Annotated in this window: 17 protein-coding genes and 1 pseudogene; 6 read left to right on the top strand and 12 right to left on the bottom strand. The window is 71.2% G+C overall.

Annotated features, from left to right (window positions below; genetic code table 11):
• Positions 1 to 38 precede the first annotated feature (38 nt).
• From IG86_RS43740 to IG86_RS0129150, 4 genes and pseudogenes are all read right to left on the bottom strand, one after another.
• Positions 39 to 1229, bottom strand: a pseudogene (locus IG86_RS43740) (glycosyltransferase); the annotation flags it as partial.
• A 24-nt stretch (positions 1230 to 1253) separates the two neighbouring features.
• On the bottom strand, positions 1254 to 2255 hold the full coding sequence (locus IG86_RS0129160) for a GNAT family N-acetyltransferase (protein ID WP_030900825.1): 1002 nt from the start codon (positions 2253 to 2255) through the stop codon (positions 1254 to 1256).
• 61 nt (positions 2256 to 2316) lie between these two features.
• Positions 2317 to 2958 carry a hemerythrin domain-containing protein gene (locus IG86_RS0129155; RefSeq protein ID WP_030900822.1) on the bottom strand — a complete coding sequence of 214 codons (642 nt, stop codon included), beginning with the start codon at positions 2956 to 2958 and terminating at the stop codon, positions 2317 to 2319.
• Positions 2959 to 3081: 123 nt separating this feature from the next.
• Positions 3082 to 3975: a LysR family transcriptional regulator gene (locus tag IG86_RS0129150; protein ID WP_030824920.1), complete on the bottom strand. Its 894-nt coding sequence runs from the start codon at positions 3973 to 3975 to the stop codon at positions 3082 to 3084.
• Positions 3976 to 4120: 145 nt separating this feature from the next.
• Here IG86_RS0129150 and IG86_RS0129145 point away from each other — a divergent pair, with 145 nt between their 5' ends.
• A complete protein-coding gene (locus tag IG86_RS0129145; protein WP_030824916.1) occupies positions 4121 to 5341 on the top strand; it encodes a glycosyltransferase in 1221 nt (406 codons plus the stop codon).
• A 44-nt stretch (positions 5342 to 5385) separates the two neighbouring features.
• Here the strand turns inward: IG86_RS0129145 and ppk2 are convergent, their stop codons facing one another.
• From ppk2 to IG86_RS0129120, 5 genes are all read right to left on the bottom strand, one after another.
• A complete protein-coding gene (gene ppk2, locus IG86_RS0129140; RefSeq protein ID WP_030824914.1) occupies positions 5386 to 6183 on the bottom strand; it encodes a polyphosphate kinase 2 in 798 nt (265 codons plus the stop codon).
• Between the two features lie 177 nt (positions 6184 to 6360).
• Positions 6361 to 6957: a hypothetical protein gene (locus IG86_RS0129135; RefSeq protein WP_030824911.1), complete on the bottom strand. Its 597-nt coding sequence runs from the start codon at positions 6955 to 6957 to the stop codon at positions 6361 to 6363.
• On the bottom strand, positions 6954 to 8762 hold the full coding sequence (locus tag IG86_RS0129130; protein WP_030824908.1) for an alpha/beta hydrolase: 1809 nt from the start codon (positions 8760 to 8762) through the stop codon (positions 6954 to 6956). Before IG86_RS0129130 ends, IG86_RS0129135 begins: the two co-directional genes overlap by 4 nt.
• On the bottom strand, positions 8759 to 9199 hold the full coding sequence (locus IG86_RS0129125; protein ID WP_030824905.1) for a hypothetical protein: 441 nt from the start codon (positions 9197 to 9199) through the stop codon (positions 8759 to 8761). Before IG86_RS0129125 ends, IG86_RS0129130 begins: the two co-directional genes overlap by 4 nt.
• A 198-nt stretch (positions 9200 to 9397) precedes the next feature.
• Complete coding sequence (locus IG86_RS0129120) at positions 9398 to 9667, bottom strand: SH3 domain-containing protein (RefSeq protein WP_030824901.1); 270 nt, start codon at positions 9665 to 9667, stop codon at positions 9398 to 9400.
• Positions 9668 to 10069: 402 nt separating this feature from the next.
• On the opposite strand from IG86_RS0129120, the gene IG86_RS0129115 reads away from it, so the two are divergent.
• Positions 10070 to 11773 (top strand): M4 family metallopeptidase, encoded by a 1704-nt coding sequence (locus IG86_RS0129115; RefSeq protein WP_030900814.1) that lies wholly within the window; start codon positions 10070 to 10072, stop codon positions 11771 to 11773.
• 16 nt (positions 11774 to 11789) lie between these two features.
• Complete coding sequence (locus IG86_RS0129110) at positions 11790 to 13745, top strand: M20/M25/M40 family metallo-hydrolase (protein WP_030900810.1); 1956 nt, start codon at positions 11790 to 11792, stop codon at positions 13743 to 13745.
• A gap of 52 nt (positions 13746 to 13797) precedes the next feature.
• Here IG86_RS0129110 and IG86_RS43210 read toward each other — a convergent pair whose 3' ends face one another.
• Positions 13798 to 14133, bottom strand: coding sequence for a hypothetical protein (locus IG86_RS43210; RefSeq protein ID WP_157854924.1), 336 nt, complete (start codon positions 14131 to 14133; stop codon positions 13798 to 13800).
• 505 nt (positions 14134 to 14638) lie between these two features.
• Between IG86_RS43210 and IG86_RS0129105 the strand changes: the two genes are divergently transcribed.
• Positions 14639 to 15142, top strand: coding sequence for an NUDIX hydrolase (locus IG86_RS0129105; protein WP_030900807.1), 504 nt, complete (start codon positions 14639 to 14641; stop codon positions 15140 to 15142).
• Here IG86_RS0129105 and IG86_RS0129100 read toward each other — a convergent pair.
• Complete coding sequence (locus tag IG86_RS0129100; RefSeq protein WP_030900806.1) at positions 15139 to 15585, bottom strand: MarR family winged helix-turn-helix transcriptional regulator; 447 nt, start codon at positions 15583 to 15585, stop codon at positions 15139 to 15141. The genes IG86_RS0129105 and IG86_RS0129100 overlap by 4 nt on opposite strands.
• Positions 15586 to 15850: 265 nt before the next feature.
• Here IG86_RS0129100 and IG86_RS0129095 point away from each other — a divergent pair, with 265 nt between their 5' ends.
• Entirely contained in the window at positions 15851 to 16432 is a 582-nt protein-coding gene (locus tag IG86_RS0129095) for a dihydrofolate reductase family protein (protein ID WP_030900803.1), read from the top strand.
• A gap of 90 nt (positions 16433 to 16522) precedes the next feature.
• Positions 16523 to 17140, top strand: coding sequence for a hypothetical protein (locus tag IG86_RS0129090; protein WP_030824883.1), 618 nt, complete (start codon positions 16523 to 16525; stop codon positions 17138 to 17140).
• 364 nt (positions 17141 to 17504) lie between these two features.
• Here the strand turns inward: IG86_RS0129090 and hemC are convergent, their stop codons facing one another.
• Positions 17505 to 18437, bottom strand: coding sequence for a hydroxymethylbilane synthase (hemC, locus tag IG86_RS0129085; protein ID WP_030824880.1), 933 nt, complete (start codon positions 18435 to 18437; stop codon positions 17505 to 17507).
• Between the last annotated feature and the right edge of the window lie 258 nt (positions 18438 to 18695).

The following is an 18695-nucleotide window of genomic DNA, read 5'->3' as shown; positions in this document are numbered from 1 at the left end:
GCGTGCTCCGTGTGCTGCGTGTGCTCCGTGTGCTCCGTGTTCAGGAGCAGTTGGGCGGCCACCGCCGTCCCGTCGGTGCGGATCGTGCCGGCGAGGGCCTTCGCCCGCGCCTGCGTCCCGGGGCTCAGGGCCGTCCCGAGCGCGGCCGACAGCGACGCGGCGGTCGGGGTCGGGCCGTCGTGTGCCGCGCCGATGCCCAGGTCGGCCACGCGGGCGGCCCAGTGCGGCTGGTCCACGAACTGGGGTACCACCACCTGGGGTGCGCCGGCGCGGGCGGCGGTGGTCGTGGTTCCGGCGCCCCCGTGGTGCACGACGGCGGCGACCCGGCGGAAGAGTGCCTGGTGGTTGACGTCGCCGACGGCGAAGCAGTCGTCCGCGTCGTCGGCCGGTCCCAGGTCGGCCCAGCCCCGGGAGACGAGCACGCGGCGGCCCTGCGCGCGGGCCGCCTCCACGGCCGCCCGGGCGATGTCGGCGGCCCCGCCCAGGGGCATGCTGCCGAAGCCGACGTACACGGGTGGGGTGCCGGCGTCCAGGAATGCCTCCAGGTCGGCGGGCAGGGGGCGTTCGTCGGGCAGGATCCACGCGCCGGTCTGCACGAGGTCCAGGTGCGTCAGGTCCTGCCACGGTGCCAGGACCGGGTCCGCCGCCAGCCACGGCCGTTCGGTGAAGACGTGGTCGCGGACGTTGTCCACGGGCGCGAGGCCGATCGCCTCGCGGTGGGCGTTGAGGGGCGCGAGGTAGAGGGCGTTGACCTTCTGGACGTCCAGGTCCCACAGCGCCTGCCTGTCGGTCATGTCGGCCGGGGCCGGCGGGCCCGGGCGCGGCGCCGGCCCGTAGTGCGCCGAGGGCATCTCGAACGGGTGGAAGGCCGCGTACACGTAGCGGATGCCCAGCTTCTCGGCGACGGAGCGGGCGCCGGCCGGCATCAGACCGCTCGCCACGAGGACGTCACAGCCCTCGGCCGCCTTGCCGACCGTCTCGAAGTGCGCGGCGACCAGCTCGGCCGCGAACGCGGCGGCGTCCGACGGCGGCGCCACCGTCCGCAGGGCGCGTACGTCGCGCCCGAAGGGCACCACTTCGGCGCCCACCGCGGTCAGCAGTTCCGCGAACTCCTCGTCCGGCGGCGCGCACACGCGTACCTCCGCGCCGAGTTCGCGCAACTGCGCCGCCAGTCCCGCCAGCGGGGCGATGTCGCCGCGCGATCCGTAGGCCATCAAGAGCACTCGCATGCTGGTTCTCGTTTCTGTGGAAGGTCAGTCGGTGGGCACGTCGAGCTGGAACTGGCCGGTGCGCCGGTAGGAGCGGAAGCCCAGCGCGGTGTTCACCGCCAGCATGTGGGTGTTGTCGTCGGCGTTGTCCGTCTCGATCTCGACGACGCCGGGGTGTTCGGCGCGCAGCCGGCGCACCATGGCGGCCTTGACCCACAGCCCCAGCCCGCGGCCCCGGTGCGCGGGAACGACCGCGGTGTCGTACTGCTGGGCCCGCGCGGGCGCTCCCTGGGGAAGCAGGATCTCGGTGTAGCCGGCCATGGTGCCGTCGTCGTGGACGGCGGCGATGGTCAGCAGGGTGTCTCCGCGGTCGGCGATCACCTGGGCCATGGCCCGGACGCGGTCGGCGTCCCAGGTCACGCGGCCGTAGTCCAGGTCGCCGACGGGCATGTCGTTCATCGCGTCCTTGGCGGCGGCGAAGGCGTCGGCGAGTTCGTCGGGAACCGATCCGGTCCAGCCGGCCAGCCGGTAGCCGGGGTGCTCGGCATCGGCGAGCCTGCGCGGGCCGGCCTCGTCCTGCTCCTGAAGGTGCAGCATGAGGTGGTCCAGGGTCAGTACGCGGCGGAAGCCGCGCCGTTCGCCGAAGGATGCGCCGGGTCCGTCGGCCGCGGACGTGGCGATCAGGCTGCGCCGGTTCTCGGTGCGGCAGGCCGCCACGACGGCCGACAGGAGGAGGGAGCCGGTCCCCAGGCGCCGGTGTGCGGGGGCGACGTGGAGTTCCAGTTCGGCGAGGTGCTCCTGGCCCGGGGAGGTGAAGAGCCGCAGGCCTGCGACCGCGACCGGGACCCCGTCCGCCCCGGTGGCCAGCCAGGACAGCCGGTGGCTGCCGAGTGCGGGCTTGGTGAGCTGGGCGTGTACCTGCCGGAGGGCGGGTGGCGGTACGCCGGGCAGGTCGTGGGCCGAAGAAGCCGCGACGACCTGGTGCCACGCGGCGGCCTCGGTGCCCGAGACGTGCCGGAGCGGAGTGACGTGTACGGACGGGGACATGGTGTCGGCTCCCGGGGTCGAGTCGGTCGATGTGCTTCGGGTGCGGGGCTGTGCGTGTACGTCAGGCCGCGGTGCCCGGGCTCCAGCGGTCCAGGGCGGCGTACTCGGGGATCCACCGGGTGGTGCAGGCGGCGTACGTGGATGCGGGCAGGCGGGCGAGGAGCCGGGCCGCGGTGCGTTCGTCGGCGCCGTCCAGCAGCCACGGCAGCAGCAGCGGGTCCTCCCGGCCGATGTGGCGGGCGTGGGCCCGGCACAGCCGGGCCGACTGCTCGGCGGTGAGCACCTGCCGGATCAGCGGCAGGGCGCCGTTCTCCTCGTGTTCGAGGTGCCCGGCCAGCCCGCGGGTCAGCGCGTCGATCAGCTGACCCGGCAGCAGCGGGCCGAGGCCGGGGTCGGCCAGGGCGTCGTCGATGGCCCGCACCACCGGTTCGATCGCGGCGTGTTCGACCTCCATCACCTCCACGAGGGCCAGGTCCTTCGGCCGGCCGGCCAGCCCCTGTCGCAGCGACGGCCACAGCGCCTCGTCCTCGGCCGTGTGGTGGGCGCGGAGGGCCGCCTTGAACAGCTTCCATCCGGCGGCGGTGGGCAGCACGTGCCGGGGGTCACGGTCCGCGGCGGTGGTGATCCGGTCCAGATGGGCCAGCTCCCGGCGCAGGGCGTCGTGCATGGCGTACATCACGGTCAGGTCGATGGCGCCGGTCACGGGGGCGGGGTTCTCATGCGTGTGTGCATGCCCCCAACGATCTTGCGACCGGCGCGGCCGATCAACGGGATTTTCGGCGCGGTTCGATAACCGCTGGGTTATCGAACCGCGCCCCGGCCCAGGTCAGAACCGGTACGCGCCGAGGTCTCGGACCGTGTCGGCCAGGGCGCGGATGAGTTCGTTCTCGGCTTCGGTGCGCCAGACCAGGGCGAAGGTCAGGCGGCTCATCTCGGGAACGGGCAGCCATCGGATGTTCGACAGGCCCCAGTACCTGGTGACATGGCCGGGGAAGGTGTGGATGATCTCGCCCATGCCGACGTGGCCGATCAGCTCGTCGGCGTTGTCCGAGGCCGCGGCCGTGATGCGCCGGATCGGCCGGCCCCGCGGGGTGTGGAAGGGCAGGTAGCTGTCCTCCCAGTAGTCGGGCAGGCCGAGGGCCGTGCCGTGCGGGAAGTCGGCGAGCAGCTCCACCGGCACGGAGTCCCGCTCCGCGAGCCGGTGGTCGGCGGCCACGGCGAGGATCCGGGAGTCGGTGCACAGCGTCGGCCCGACGGTGAAGTCCGGCTCCTCCACGGGCAGCCAGACGACCACGACGTCCATGGCACCGTTGCGGAGCTGGCCGAACACATCGGTGAAGGTCGCCTGACGGACCTGCAGTCCCCACTGCGGGTGGCGGGCGCGAAACGCCTTCCAGTAGGGGTACAGATCGGCCACGTTGAAGGGCATCAGGCTGACGCGGAGCTGTGCGGTGATGCCCCGCGCGGCGAGCCGGGCGCGTTCGAGGGATTCGTGCAGGCCCGCGTAGACCGGTTGCAGGTCGTCGCGGAACTGCCGGCCGACCTCGGTCAGGTGCACCGCGCGGCTGGTGCGGGTGAACAGCTCGGCGCCGATGCGCCGTTCCTGCTTCTTGATGGCCTGGCTGACACGCGCCTGGGAGACGTGGAGTCGCTGTGCGGTCCGGCCGAAGTGCAGTTCCTCGGCCAGTACGAGGAAGATCTCGATGTCCCGCAGCTCCACCGGCTCCCAGCCCCCGTAGCCCTCCGTCGATAACCCAGCGGTTATCGAACCGCGCGGAAGTCTACCTTGATCATTTATATGCCCGGCGGGAAGGTTGGGCACGACCGGAGCCGGGGCCGCATCCACGGAACGAGAAGGAAAACGCATGAACGTCTTGCTGATGGCGTACGGATCGCGCGGGGACATCGAACCGCTGGCCGGACTCGCGGTGCAATTGCGTACGCTCGGCGCGAAGGTGCAGGTGTGCGCACCACCGGACGAGGACTTCGCGCAGCGGCTGGCGGGGATCGGTGTGCCGATGGTGCCCGTCGGCCCGTCGGCCCGCGCGCTGATGAAGGCGGCTCCGAAGCCGTCGTCCCTCCCCCAGCGCGCCGCCGAGATCATCGCGAGCCAGTTCGAAGCGGGGCTGCCGGTGGCCGAGGGCTGTGACGTAGTGCTGGCGACCGGCGCGATGCCCGCCGCGGCCGGAGCCCGGTCGGTGGCCGAGAAGCTCGGCATTCCGTCGGTGTCCGTCACCTTCCAGCAGCTCACCCTGCCGTCGCCGCGGCGCGCGCCGCTGGCGTATCCGGGCCGGCCGTTCCCCGCGGAGGTGACCGACAACCGGGCGTTGTGGGACCTGGACGCCCAGAACGTCAACGCGCTGTTCGGCGAGGCGCTGAACACGAACCGGGCGTCGTTCGGTCTGCCGCCGGTGGCGGACGTCCGCGACTACGTCCTCGGCGACCGACCCTGGCTGGCGACGGACCCGGCGCTCGACCCGGCGCAGGAGGGCCTGGGCTTCGACATCGTCCAGACCGGTGCGTGGATCCTGCCCGACGGCAACCCGCTCGCGCCCGAGCTCGTGGCGTTCCTGGACGCCGGTGCGCCGCCGGTGTACGTGGGCTTCGGCAGCATGCCCCTCCACGGGGCGGAGGACGCCGCCCGGGTGGCCATCGAGGCGGTCCGGGCCAACGGCCGCCGCGTCGTGGTGTCCAGCGGCTGGGCCGATCTGGCCCTGATCGACGACCGGGCCGACTGCTTCGTGGTCGGCGAGGTCAACCATCAGGCGCTGTTCGGCCGGGTGGCGGCGGTCGTGCACCACGGCGGCGCGGGCACCACGACGACGGCCACCCGGGCCGGCGCACCCCAGGTGGTGGTTCCCCAGATGGCCGACCAGCCCTACTGGGCGGGCCGGGTGGCCGAGTTGGGCATCGGCGTGGCGCACGACGGTCCGGCGGTCACGTTCGAGTCCCTGTCGGCCGCGCTGCGGACGGCTCTGGCCCCCGGGACCCGCGCCCGGGCCACGGCCCTGGCCGGCGCGGTCCGCACGGACGGGGCAGCGGTGGCCGCCGAACTCCTCCTGGCCACGGCCGGCCGGCAGCCGTAACCCGCTGGAGTCGCCCGGGGCCGCTGACGCGGCGGCCGCCGCCCCTAGGGAGTGTCCGCGAGGGTGGCCGCGTGGTCGGGGACGGCCTTCTGGAGGTCCTTGGGCGGGCGCACGTAGCCCGTCGACGGGGGTCGCGGCGGGAGGACGAGCGACGGCAGCGCCACCTCCTCGTAGGGGACCGAGGACAGCAGGTGGGCGATCATGTTGAGTCTCGCGCTGCGTTTGTCGTCGCTCTCGACCACGTACCAGGGGCAGTCCTGCGTGTCCGTGTGGACGAGCATCTCGTCCTTGGCCCGGGAGTACGCCTCCCAGCGGGTGAGGGACTCCAGGTCCATCGGGGAGAGCTTCCAGCGCCGCAACGGGTCCTCCGTGCGGCGGCGGAAGCGTTCCTCCTGCACGGCGTCGCTGACGGAGAACCAGTACTTCCGGAGCAGGATCCCGTCTTCCACCAGCATCCGCTCGAACACCGGGCACTGGCGCAGGAAGCGCTGGTGCTCGGCGGGCGTGCAGAAGCCCATGACGTGCTCCACGCCGGCGCGGTTGTACCAGCTGCGGTCGAAGAGCACGATCTCGCCCGCGGCCGGCAGGTGCTCCACGTAGCGCTGGAAGTACCACTGGCCGCGTTCGCGCTCCGTCGGCTTCGGAAGGGCCGCGACGCGGGCCACGCGGGGATTGAGGTGCTCGGAGACCCGCTTGATCGTTCCTCCTTTGCCCGCCGCGTCGCGCCCCTCGAAGACGACGACGAGGCGGGCACCCTCCGTGCGCACCCATTCCTGGAGCTTGACCAGCTCCGTCTGCAGCCGCAGCAGCTCCCGCTCGTAGACCGCCCTCTTGAGACCCATGGCGCTCGCCTCCCCGTCGTGGTCCGGTGTGTCGATCAAGTCAGACACGACGGGCATGCGGGCGCAACGACGTCGTCTCGGGCACGGGCGTGTCGCTGCGCCGTGTCGGTACGCCGTGTCGGTACGCCGTGTCGCTGTGCCGGAGCCGAAGCACGGCTCCGGGGCGAGCCGGGGTGCTCAGGGCGCGGGGGTGGAGCCCGGCACCGGGGTTTCGGCGGACCAGAAGTCGGAGCGGACGTTGGGGGTGGGGATGGCGGTTTCGCCCTCGTAGGTGGGGCCGGTCGCCGCCTTGGTCGGCGCCGCCACCTTCGAACTCTTCACACAGGGGCTGGTGACCTCGAAGAAGGCCTGCCCCTGGTGGCCGAAGAGGACCATGATGCCGAAGCCGTCCGGGGACGTGGCGACGATCTCCGGCATGTCCTTGTCCGGATTCACCGTCTTGATCTGGTAGCCGCTCGCCTTCCAGAAGTTCTCGACCACACCGAGGAAGTTGCCGCGGCGCTGCTCGGAGACGACCGTCATCACCGTCCAGTAGCGCGTCAGGTCACAGCTCCCGGTCGTCGTGGTGTCGTGGACCCACTCGATGTCCGGCTTGATCGCCCCGACCGTCGCGTAGAACATCGCGTCGGCGCGCTCCGCCGCTCCCTGCATGTCCATGTCTGCCACTGTCCCTCGTCCGTCCTTGGTGCCGTCCGTCGGTCCGCATCCGGCCAGCAGCGCGCCGGCCACCGCCAGCGCACAGGTCAGGCGAACGGTCCGATTGATGCGCTTCATCGGTACTCTTCCCTCACGATCTTCTCAGGCTGTCCGGCGACGATCCTGGCGATGTTGTTCGCCGACGTCTGGTCCTTCTCCGGAGTGAAGTACTGGGAGTGGGCGTCGAACCCTCCGCCGTCGAAGATCATCCTCGGCCCGTCGTCGACCAGGAAGCGCTGCGCCCCGAAGGCCTTGCTCGCCGGGTCCTTGCCGAAGTACACGTCGTCGTTGCCGATGTCGAAGAGGTCACGTCCGACCGCGACCCCCAACGGGCCGCCCATCATCCAGCCGAGCGCCGCCTCGTCCTTCGAAGGCAGGTGGGTGACCGGGTCGTTGTCGGCGGCGCCGACGAACACGTGGTCCTTGCCCACGCCCAGCTCCGTCGCCTTCTGCGCGTCCACGCCGGGACTGCCGAGCAGGATCACGTCGTCGACGCCCGGGATGCCGCCGGACTGCTTGGCGGCCGTGCCCACGGTGAGGGAGCCGTAGGAATGCCCGATGGCCGTCACGTGCGGGTCCGGGTTCTCGTTCGTCGCCGAGAGGCCGGCCATGAACTGGTTGTACGCCGGGGCGCCCCGCTGCGCGTCCCCCCTCGTCATCACGTCCACGTTCTGCGGGGCGTCGTAGCCCAGCCAGATGATCGAGGCACTGGACGGGTCCAGGCGCTGGGCGCCCTTGGCCGTGTCCTGGGCCCGCTTCATCGTGTCCGTGACGAACTCGTCGTTGAGCTTGGTACTGAGACCGGGGACGTACGCCGAGACGTTCTTGGAGGTGTCGGGGTTGCCGTACGAGACGATCGCGCGTCCGTTGCCCTCGTCGCCGATGCCCAGGAGGAACATGGGCGGGCGGCTGGGCTCGTTCAGCTTGTCCTGGATCCCCCGCAGGGCGCTGAGCTTGGTCTCCGCGTCGTCGCCGCCGTGTCGCGCCAGGTCGTCGATGAGGACCGGCAGGTAGTTGCGGTTTGCCTCGTCGCGGGAGACCGCCGGGATGCCGTCCAGGCTGCCGATCAGGTCCGGGGCGATCTCCAGGTATTCCTGGCGCTGTTCCTCGGTCAGCCCGTCCCACCACTTCTTGCGGTCCGCGGGGCTCTTGTCCTGGGGGATGTCTTCGCCGAGGTACGTGCCGGCGGTGGAGCGGACGTCGGCGGTGTCGCGGAAGACGTCCTTCAGCGTGGCCTCGGTCACGTCGAGGCCCTTCTCCGCCTTCAGGCCGCCGAGGGTCTTGGCGTACCGGGCGTCTATCTCCTGTGCGGACCTCACGGCCCGGGCCACGCGGTCGGCCACGTCCTGCGCCTTCGCCGCGTTCGGGTTCAGCGGCTTGAAGCCCGAGTAGCCGGGGTACAGCGGCGACTGGCCCTGCTGGCCGAGGCCGGGCGGTTCCAGCGGGAGGCGGGAGCTGCCCTGGACCTTGCTGCCCGGGGCCTCCTTCTTCGCCCCGGTCAGGTCCTCGACCTCTGCGGCCGGGTAGCTGACGGAACCGTCGTCGTGGACGGTGAAGTTCAGGGCGGCGGCGTCCGCGAGCGCCTGCTTCAACTGGGTCTGGGGCTCGGCGAGATCGTTGGCGAGCCCGTTGAGGGCCGTACGGACCAGCCCGCACTCGGAGTGCAGGTACTGGAAGTTGCGGCTGAGGCGCTGGAGCCTGCCGAGGGCCGCCTCCGCCGACTCGCTCTTCTGGGTCTCGCGGAGCTTCGCGGACATCGCGCGGTCGACCCGTACGCGGTCGGAGTCCGAGCGGTCCGAGACCTCGTGCCACTTGTCGCCCGCCTCCGTGAACTCGGAGGTCTTGAGGTCGCGCAGCTGCTTCCAGGTGAGGGTCGAGGTCATCGCTTCTCGTCCGCCTTGGAGCCGCCGTCGACGCCCTTGAAGGACGCATCGACCGCCGCGTCCGTCTCGCCCATCTCCTTGGCGACCTTCAGCAGGGTCCCCTTGAGCTGCTCGCACTCGTCCCGCACCGACTGGAGGCGTTCCTCCCAGGACGTCAGCACGCTCTTGAGCGCGGCGACGGAGCTGAGGCCGGCGGCTCCCGAGTCGACGCCCTCGTGGCCGGGCCCGAGCGCCGAGCGGCTCGTCTCCGTGCTGGTGCGCAGGTCGCCGGCGGTGCTGGAGGCGCTGGTCCAGGGGCCTTTGCTGTGCTTGAGGTCCATGTTGCCGCCCCCGCCGCCCCCGCCGCCCCCGGAGTCGGGGGCCGTCGAGGCGAGCTTCATCGCGGGCCCGCCGTCGATCGGCCCGAACAGCTCCTGCCAGCGCTCCGAATAGGACACGGTTCCCCCGTCTACGTCTGCGTTCCGCTCCTGCGCCCCGAGAGACTAACGCAGGTCACGCACGTGTGTGCGATCGGGAACGGTTTACGCGGAGGAGTCCCCCGTGCCACCCCCCGCACGACCCCCCGATCCGCCCCGGGGACAACCACGGGCGGCTGCCCCGGGACGGTGTCGGGCGGCGCGGGGGCCGGCGGGCCGTCAGCCCTGGGGGCCTGCCGGGGCGTCCTTGGACAGCGGCACCTCTCCGGTGTTGTCGACGTGGCGGGCGGCGACCCAAACGGCCTGGTCGCGCAGCAGGTACCAGATGCTGTTGCCGTCGATGGTCTGCGCGTGCACCTTGCTGTGCAGGCCGATTTCGGCGCCGTGGCTCAGGTTGCCGACGAGGGACGAGTCGGTACTGGGATACCTCCGCAGGTTGACGCCGGTGCTGCTGACGACCGTGCCGAACGGCTGAGCTGGACTGGGCATCATGACCTCCACGGGAACGCCTGTGCGGCGGGACGTAGTCCGGTGTGCGGACGGGTTGTCTGCACGGTAGGGCCAATGCCCGTCGGGGGGCCGGAGGCGTGCGGGCATCGGGACGACCGGTGGCCGGGCATCATCCCGTTGGTCCGTCGTCGCTCCTGCTTCAACGATCCAGCAGGACAATGATGAGAGTTCAATTACTCGGCGTAATGGATCGCGCCGACCGCCGGCCACCGTCGCGAAGATCGCGAGAAGCCGACCTGCGGTGTTCGGTACGGCCCGACGACCGGCGAACCGGATCGCGACGCCGGTGGGCGCACCCGCCTTCCGGTTGCCACGTCCATCACGTTGCGTGACGATCGAAGAGGGGGTAAGGCGTCGGGGACATCGAGAGGGGTTGCGGCGATGTCAGATCTCGAACGGTACCGCTATCACGTTGCCGACGACCCGGAGGTGCGCGGTACGCCCCTGGGCCGCGAGAGGGTGCGCGGCATGCCGGCACCCGAGGGCGGAGAGGGCCGGCAGGAGTTCAACTCGGCCGAGTCCGCCGCGCGGTTCTACCTGGCCGAGAAGCTCGCCCGGGAGGAAGCACCGGGGCTGCGTCACGCGGTCCGGGAGGACCGGCCCGAGCGGGTTCCCGACCTGGCCCTGCTCGAGGCACCGCGCCGTCAGGCCGGTATGGGGACCACTCTGGTCCGCTTCGAGCAGACGCAGCAGGAGATCCCCATCTTCGGCACCGAGGCGCTGGTCGAGATAGACGAGGACCAGCGGCTGGTTTCGATGGACTGCCGTCTGGGTGAGGTGAGCGGTGTCGGCTCCGTGCCGGAGCTGTCCGGGACCGATGCGCTGGAGCGCGTGAAACAGGCGACGGGGAGCACGGTCTCCGCCGAGGACCTGCCACCCGCGACGCTCGCCTACGTCGAACAGGACGACGGCTGGCACCTGGCCTGGCACCTGCGCGAGGTGCCGGCGCAACTGCCGGCCATGCGCCGTGGACCGGGCGACCGCGGCCACGGTCTCGGCCGGTCCCCGCGCGAGGACTTCCCGCTCACCGGTTACCTCGTCGACGCGTACACCGGCGAGATCCTGCGGTCCTACGGGATGACGCCCACGGTGATGGTGCCCACCCGGCTGGAGGGCGAGGACGAGGTCAGCGTCCACCACCGGTTCCACGGCAGCCAGCAGAACGGCTCGTTCCTCCTGGACGACCGGTGGCGGCAGATCGCCACCTACGACCTGGCCTTCGCCGACCTCGCGCAGGCCGCCGCCCTCCCGGCCTCGGCGATCGGTTCCTCGCAGGCCGACTTCGGCACCGCCCACCGGGCCGGTGTCTCGGCCCATGTCAACGCCGAGCGGGTGGCCCGCTTCTACCGCGACCAGCTGTACCGCAACGGCATCGACGACGCCGAGATGGACCTGACCTCGGCGGTCAACTGCATCTACAGCGAGGACGGGCCGGGGCCCGAGTGGGTCAACGCCGTCTGGTGGAAGGGGCGGATGTGGTACGGCCAGGTCTCCGTGGACGCCCGCCTGGTCAGTCTGGCCCGCCACCTCGACGTCATCGCGCACGAGCTGACCCACGGAGTCATCGAGACCTCCAGCAACCTCGTCTACCAGGACCAGTCGGGCGCCCTGAACGAATCGCTGGCCGACACGATGGGCATCATCATCGCCAACTGGTACCAGGCGCCCGACCGCGACGACGTGCTCACCTGGACGTGGGAACTCGGCGTCGGACTGGGCCGCAACGGGCTGCCGCTGCGCGACATGAGCGACCCCGCTCGTACCGGCGACCCCAGCCACATGAGCGAATACCTGCACACCCCCACCGACAACGGCGGTGTCCACACCAACAGCAACATCCACAACAAGGCGATGCACCACCTGCTCACCTCCGTGGACGCGGCGGGAGCGCCGGTCCTGACGGTCGAGGAGTGGGCCCTGCTGGTCTATCTCGCCTTCGTGCGCCTGCTGAGGCTGTCGGGCTTCGCGGACATGCGCCAAGCCCTGCGGGACGTCACCAAGACGTACCTCGCCGGCAACACCGCCGCACAGACGGGCGCCCTGGCGGCCGTCGACGACGCCTACCAGAGCGTCGGCATCGCATAGAAGCGGACGAGCCGAAATGACCACACTCTTCTTCGACATCGGGGCGACCCTGGCGGACGGCCATCAAGAAGCGGACGGATCCTGGCTGCTGCAGCCCCGCCCCCGTGTCACGCAGGTTCTCGACGCTTTCGCGGAACTGCCCAAGGGCGTCATCTCCGACCCCGGCCCCGAACCGGGTGCGGCCGCGGGGATCGCGGAAGCCCTCCACGAGACGTTCCCCGACCGGTTCCCGGACGACCACCTCATCCACTTCGGCCCCAAGACCAGCCGCGCGATCTTCGACGAGGCGGTGGCGAGCACGGGCGAAGCGGCCGCCGACTGCGTCTTCGTGGGTGAGGACCACGAAGAGCGCGCCTTCGCCCGCACGGCGGGCCTGCGCACCGCACCCCACCCCGTGTTCACCCGGGCGGCCATCGAGAACCGCCCCGTCTTCTGGACGAGGATCGACGTGCCGCAGGCCCTGGGCCTGGGCGTGCTGGAGTCGGTGGCGAACGGCACGGAGGCCGTTGCCGTACACGTCGCCTCCCCTCAGCTCGTCCTCGCGATGGCGACCACACTCGGAGTGGAGACGCTCCGGCAGGCCGGGTTCACGACCGACGTCCGGCAACAGGTGGAGGACACGGCGGCGTTCCTGATCAGGGACGACCGCCCGGTCCCCGTGCCGGAGACCCTCGCGGGCGCCCCGGAGGCGTCCCGGACGGCGGCCGAAGGGGCGATGCGCGCCGCGGCCGCGTTCTGCTTCACCTCCGGCGAGCTGACCGGGTACCCGGAGCAGATCTCGTCGCTCGGGCCGGCGCCCGGCGGGGTCTACGTCGCCGCACCCGCCGGTCTCCCGATCGAGGAGGTGCACACGCCGGGAGCCAAGCCCGGACACACCGAGCGCCTGCTCCCGGACCCGGCGCTCCTGTCCCGCCCCGGTGAGACGCAGGCCGAGGGGTTCGCCGCGGCCCTGCACGCCGGGTTCGACGAGACGGGCGACGGTCTGCCCTCCCCCGAAACGCTCGCGGCCGTACGCGCGGCCGTGACGCCCGAGGTGCTGCGTGCTCACGTGGCCCGCATCTCCGGCGTCGACCCGCTGGTCCCGGGCGAGCCGCTGAAGGTCCGCAGCCGTGACGCCGCGAGCGCCGACAACGGGCTCGTCGTGGACGCGCTGGTCCGGCACTTCCAGGACCTGGGGCTGGTGGTGCGTCGGCATGCGTTCCGGTGGCGGGGACACCGGTTGTTCAATGTCGAAGCCGAGCACCGCGTCGAGGGGGCCGACTCCGCCGTTCTGATCACGGGACATCTGGACTCGACGGCGGAGAGCGGTGACTTCGTCGACGCGAACGGCGATCCCCGCCCCTACGACCCCTCGGTGGACCCGGCGCCCGGAGCGGACGACGACGGGAGCGGCACCGCGGCGGTCATGGCCGCGGCGGAGTGCCTGCACGCGCTCGTCGCGGAGGGCAGGGAGCCGACGCGTCACGTTCGTTTCGTGCTCTTCAACGCCGAGGAACAGGCGCTCTTCGGCAGCAAGCGCTACGCGCGCGCCGCCGCCGCCGCGGACGACCGCATCGCAGGCGTCTTCCAGATGGACATGATCGCCGGTTTGCAGGACGGCAGCCCGCCCGCGGTGGAGATCCATGCGGGCTCCTCCGTACCCGGGCCGGTCGTGGCCGCCTCCGACGCGCTCGGCGACCTGGTCGCGCGCACCGTCCCCGCCCTCGCCTCCGGCTTCGCGGTCCAGCAGCTCACCGGGCCCGGGGACCCCGCCCTGGGGCGGAGCGACCACGCGAGTTTCCACGAGCGGGGCTGGGCGGCCATCGCCGTCTCCGAGGACCTCTTCCGCGCCGACGGCAGCCAAGGCGGAACCGGCACCCGGAAGTACCACACGCCCGGCGACACCCTCCTCGACGAGGACCACGACACGCAGTACGCGGCCGCGATCGCGCGCTCCGTCACCGCGACCGCCCTGACCTTCGCGGGCCTGTAGTGGCACCCCACCTCGTCGCCCTCGTCCGAGCCGGCGCCCGCTTTTAACATGGTCAGCTGGTCGAGCGGCCCGCGCCCGCCACGGGCGGCCAAGCGATCAGCTTCAGATTCGTGGGGGTCGGATTCCTCACCAGACACCGCAACGTGAGCTGCCTGCGACGTAGCCGAGGTGTCCAACCGTGGTGGAGCAACGCGTCTCGGATGGCTCCGGCAACCAACCCCGGTGCGACCACCACGCCGTGCTCAACCCACGTCACCATGCGCTGTCCATCGACTTCCTCATGCAGGACGACGATCGCCACGCCGGGCTCGTCGTTGGGCGCGATCACCCAGCGGTAGCGCTCCCCGTCGACGACAACAACCCGAGATCCCTTTTTTGCTATGGCCATGCAATGCAGCGTTTCAGGTGTTGTATCGCCGCACCAGCTCGCACGGAGATCGACGCTGTGCCTCTGTCGGGGCGTCGTGCAGCACGGCGGGACCTCAAGCGATCCGGCGCCAGACGTCGACTGAATGGTGCCTCACACCCGCAAACTCCAGCCTCTATCCCGACGCGCTTCACACCTCTGACCAAGGGCAACCGATCCACAAGTATGGACAGTTACTCGGGTAGCTGGTGAGTACGACGCTCCCGCCTCCGACGGATCCGTCGCCGGCACTGAGGGATGCCCAGGCGGTGCCGGTGGCGTCCCGCTCAACACGGCGTCCGAAAGCTCCGCGGAAGTGAGCGGCGCGCCCCCTTTCCCGCGCGTCTCCACGCCGGCGCAGCCGGCCGCCGCGGAAGACAGGGCGAGGAGCACCACCGCTCCCCGTATGAAGCCCCGCACGCCGATCTCCCCCACTCGTCGCAAGATGAAGATCGCATTGTGCCAGTGCGGTCCTACGCTATCGGTCATGGCCACCCATGACCCGTCATTCATCGTCGACGACGACATCGAGGTGCCCGTTCCCGCGGCGGGCGAGGTGTGGACCGTCGGCGCCGTCGTCGTCAACGGGGACGGCGCGGCCTTCGCCCAGAAGCGAAGCCCGGACCGGCGGCTCTTCCCCGGCACCTGGGACATCGTGGGCGGCCATGTCGAGGCCGGCGAAACGGTCCTGGAAGCCCTCGCGCGCGAGATCGAGGAGGAGACCGGCTGGTGCCTGAGCCGCGTTCGGCGGTTCCTGGGCACCACGACCTGGACCGGTGACGACGGCGGCGGCCTGCGCCACGAGGCCGACTACCTCGTCGAGGTCGACGGCGACCTGGACGACCCCGCGCTGGAATGGTCCAAACACTCCGCCTACGGCTGGTTCGGCCCCGACGACCTCGACCGCCTGAAAGAGAACCGCGAGCCCGGTGAGTTCCTGATCCACGACCTCGTCGCACGCGCCCTGGCGGAGCGCCCGGAGACCGTCTAGTCGGCCGGGGCCTGTTCCTCGTAGCGGCGCACCTCGTCGATCACGCGGTGCAGGAGGCTGCGGGCGGCGGCGATGTCGGCCGTGGCGATGTCGGCGGTCAGTACCTCGTGGATCGCGCTCGCGCGGGTGGTGATCCGCTCCAGCGTGGCGTGCCCGAGCGGGGTGAGGGTCAGGAGCGGTGATCCGCGGTGGTCCGGGTTCGGCCGGAAGCCGGCCAGGTCCTCGCGTACGAGGTCGTTCGCGACCCGCTGTACTCCTTGCCGGGCGATCCCGAGGCGGCGGGCTGCCCGTGCGACGGTCAGCGGCTCCTCGGAGACGACGCTGAGGAGCTGCCAGCGGGCCTGGGTCTGTCCCTCGGCCGCTGCGACGCCCTCCCCCATCCTGCGGAGCAGGCCGGCCGCCTCGAACACGTCCGCGACCAGCAGCGCAAGCTCTTCCGCCACGTCACACCCCTCCGGAATCCGACAGCACCATGACAGTTCGGGAACTTGTTGTCATTGTACGGGCGACCGGCGGCCCGAGCCCGGCGCGTGGGCGGGCTCCCCTGACGGCCGGGGGAACTGCTGTCGGGCACGAGGTGGAGGTCTACGACCTGCACGAAGCCCACCCCGGGTCGGGCACCGACCGCTGCCGGCCGATTGATTTCGTAGCAAGAGCGACAGCCCACGGCACGCTAATTTGGGGCGCCCCGAAGCAGAGGAGAGCCCCGTGGGCAAGGTGGTCATGTACAGCTCGGTGTCGGTGGACGGCTTCGTCGCGGACGAGAACGACCAGCCCGGACCGTTGTTCGAATGGTTGTCCAGCGGCGACGTCCCGCTGGACGAGAGCGGCCAGTTGAAGGTGTCGCAGACGTCCTACGACTACACCCGGCCGTACTGGGACCGGATCGGAGTCACGATCGTCGGCCGCCACGTCTTCGACCTGACGGACGGCTGGGACGGGAAGCCGCCGGGCGGGATCGACCACGTGGTCGTCGTGACGCACCGGCCGGAGCCCGAGGGCTGGGACCCCGAGGCGCCGTTTCACTTCGTCGACGGCGTCGAGGCAGCCGTGGCCAAGGCGCAGGAGCTTGCGGGTGACCGCTTGGTCGAGGTCGCCGCGGGCGACGTCGGTGGCCAGGTGTTTGCCGCGGGCCTGATCGACGAGGTGCGCATGGACGTCGTGCCCGTCGTGTTCGGGTCCGGCAAGCGCTACTTCGGGTCGGCCGACGCGCAGCACCTGTTGGAGGACCCTGACGTGGCGATCCAGGGCAACCGGGTGCTTCACCTGCGCTATCGGGTGCGCCGTTGACCGATCAGAGCGGGGACGCGAAGAAGCCCACCGGGCACGTAGTGTTCTGACGAGCAATTGCTGCTGCTCCACAGGGGGTTGGGGGATTCCATGAACGGAACGGTCGAGGACGCTGCCGTCGGCGACGCGGAAGCGGAAACGGCACGCCGCAGACGTGTCCGGCGCAGCGCCGTCTGGGGCGGGGCAGCGGGTGCGGCAGGGGTCGTACCGGTCGCCATCAACGCCACCGAGTTCTGGCCTTGGTGGCTCAACCTGGCGTTCTGCCTCGTCGTCGGTGGTGGGGGCGCCTTTGCCGGGGCGGTGACCGGGCGCCGGGAAGGGCGCAGATCCGAGGTCCGCAGGAGCACGCTCGGTGCGGGCGAGAGAGAACTGGGCCAGTACCGGGTCAAACTCGTCCCCGAAGGCGTCCAGGCGCCCGCTCCGTTCAAGGAGGACGACTACACCTCCTACTCCCTGACGACGACCACGCACCGGCTCCAGCTGTGGGAGTTCGGCTACCTGGCGCAGTGGAGCCACCCGTGGGGCGAACTGCACCTGGCCATGGAAGACCACGTCGTGGTCATCACCGGCCCGCAGGGCCTTCTCGGCCGGTTCGTCCTCGCCCGGAACGTCGTACCCGCGGAACTCGTACTCGCCGCGAACCGTCTCCGGGCCCGCGCACCCGGCCGGCCGTCCGGCCCCTCGTCCTCGCCACCCCGCACCGGCTGAGTCGGCGCGGACAACAGAGGTGTACCTGCCACTGAACGTCTCGACGCAGGATCAGCCTCGGATCGGCCGACGGGTCCTCGGGCCCCAGAACGACGGCTGACCTCCGCAGCCAAGACACGCCCTAAAGGTTGTTTCACAAGGTCGTCTGGATCGATACGCCGTCCGCAATATGCAGGTCTATCCCCGGCGCTCGCCTGCCGAGAATCCGGGCAAATCGTCCTTAGTCGAGTCGGTCCGAGCCTGCCGCTCAGGGCTCGGTCACCTTGTGAAACAAGCTTTAGGTCGTGTCCGCAAAGTCCCGCCTGCACGGCGGGGTCCGGTGCGCCCGCCCTCCGGGCGGCCGACGCTACTTTGCGGACACTCCCTAGTGGGGGATGCTGTCGATGACCTCGCGTGCTCCCTGCCGGAGAAGGGCGACGGCGACGGAGGTGCCGAGGGTGGCGGGGTCGAGGCGGCCGGCCCATTCGTGGGCGTTGAGGACGACTTTGCCGTCGGGGGTGAACACCGAGGCCCGCAGGGAGAGGTCTCCGCTGCGTTCCGCCCGGGCGTATCCGGCGATGGGGCTGTTGCAGTGGCCTTGGAGGACGTGCAGCAGCATGCGCTCGGCGAGGGTCTCGCGGTGGGTGTCGGGGTCGCCGAGGGCGCTGACGGTCTCGATGAGGTCGGTGTCGTCCTGGCGGCACTGCAGGGCGAGGGTGCCGGCGCCGACGGGCGGCATGAGGGTGTCGACGGAGATGATCTCGGTGATGGCGTCCGGGCGGCCGATGCGGTGCAGGCCCGCGACGGCCAGGAGGAGCGCGTCGGCCTCGCCGCTGGCCAGTTTCTCCAGGCGGGAATTGGCGTTGCCGCGGATCGGTACGCAGATCAGATGCGGGTGAGCGGCGGCGAGCTGGGCGATCCGGCGCACGGAGGAGGTGCCGACGCGGGTGCCCGCCGGCAGCCGGTCGAGGGTGAGTCCGCCGGGGTGGACGAGGGCGTCACGGATGTCGTCACGCTTGAGGAACGCCGCGAAGGCGGTCCCGGCCGGCAGCGGGCGGTCGGCCGGGACGTCCTTGACGCAGTGCACGGCGAGGTCCGCCTCGCCCGCGAGGATCGCCGCGTCCACCTCCTTGGTGAACGCGCCCTTGCCCTCGACCTGGCTGAGGTCGCCCATCCACTTGTCACCGGTGGTCTTCACCGGCAGGACGGTGGTCGCGATCCCGGGACGGAGGGCTGCGAGCTCGGTGCGGACGCGCTCCACCTGGGCCAGGGCCATCGGCGAATCGCGGGAGACGATACGGATCGGATCAGCGGGCACAGGCGCACGATACGCCCCCACAGGCGCGCTGCGACCACACGCCCTGACGCCCACCGCATGCGCTTCGCACGGAAGTTGGGGGCTTCGGGAAGTTGTTCGACAACCCCGTCCACCCGCTGTTGGTCGCCCTCGGACCAGGTGGACTGCGTGAACGTGTCGTCCGCGACGTAGCGGGCCTCGGGGGCGAGGAGCGCGAGGAGCGCGAGGAGCGCGAGGCCCCCGTACGGTGCAGCAGGCGTCCGCTGCCCGCGTGGGGGG

Origin of the sequence: Streptomyces virginiae, assembly GCF_000720455.1 — a bacterium.
Taxonomy (GTDB): Bacteria; Actinomycetota; Actinomycetes; order Streptomycetales; family Streptomycetaceae; genus Streptomyces; species Streptomyces virginiae.
Note: the sequence above shows the minus strand (reverse complement) of the source record. Positions and strands in the feature narration are given on the sequence as shown.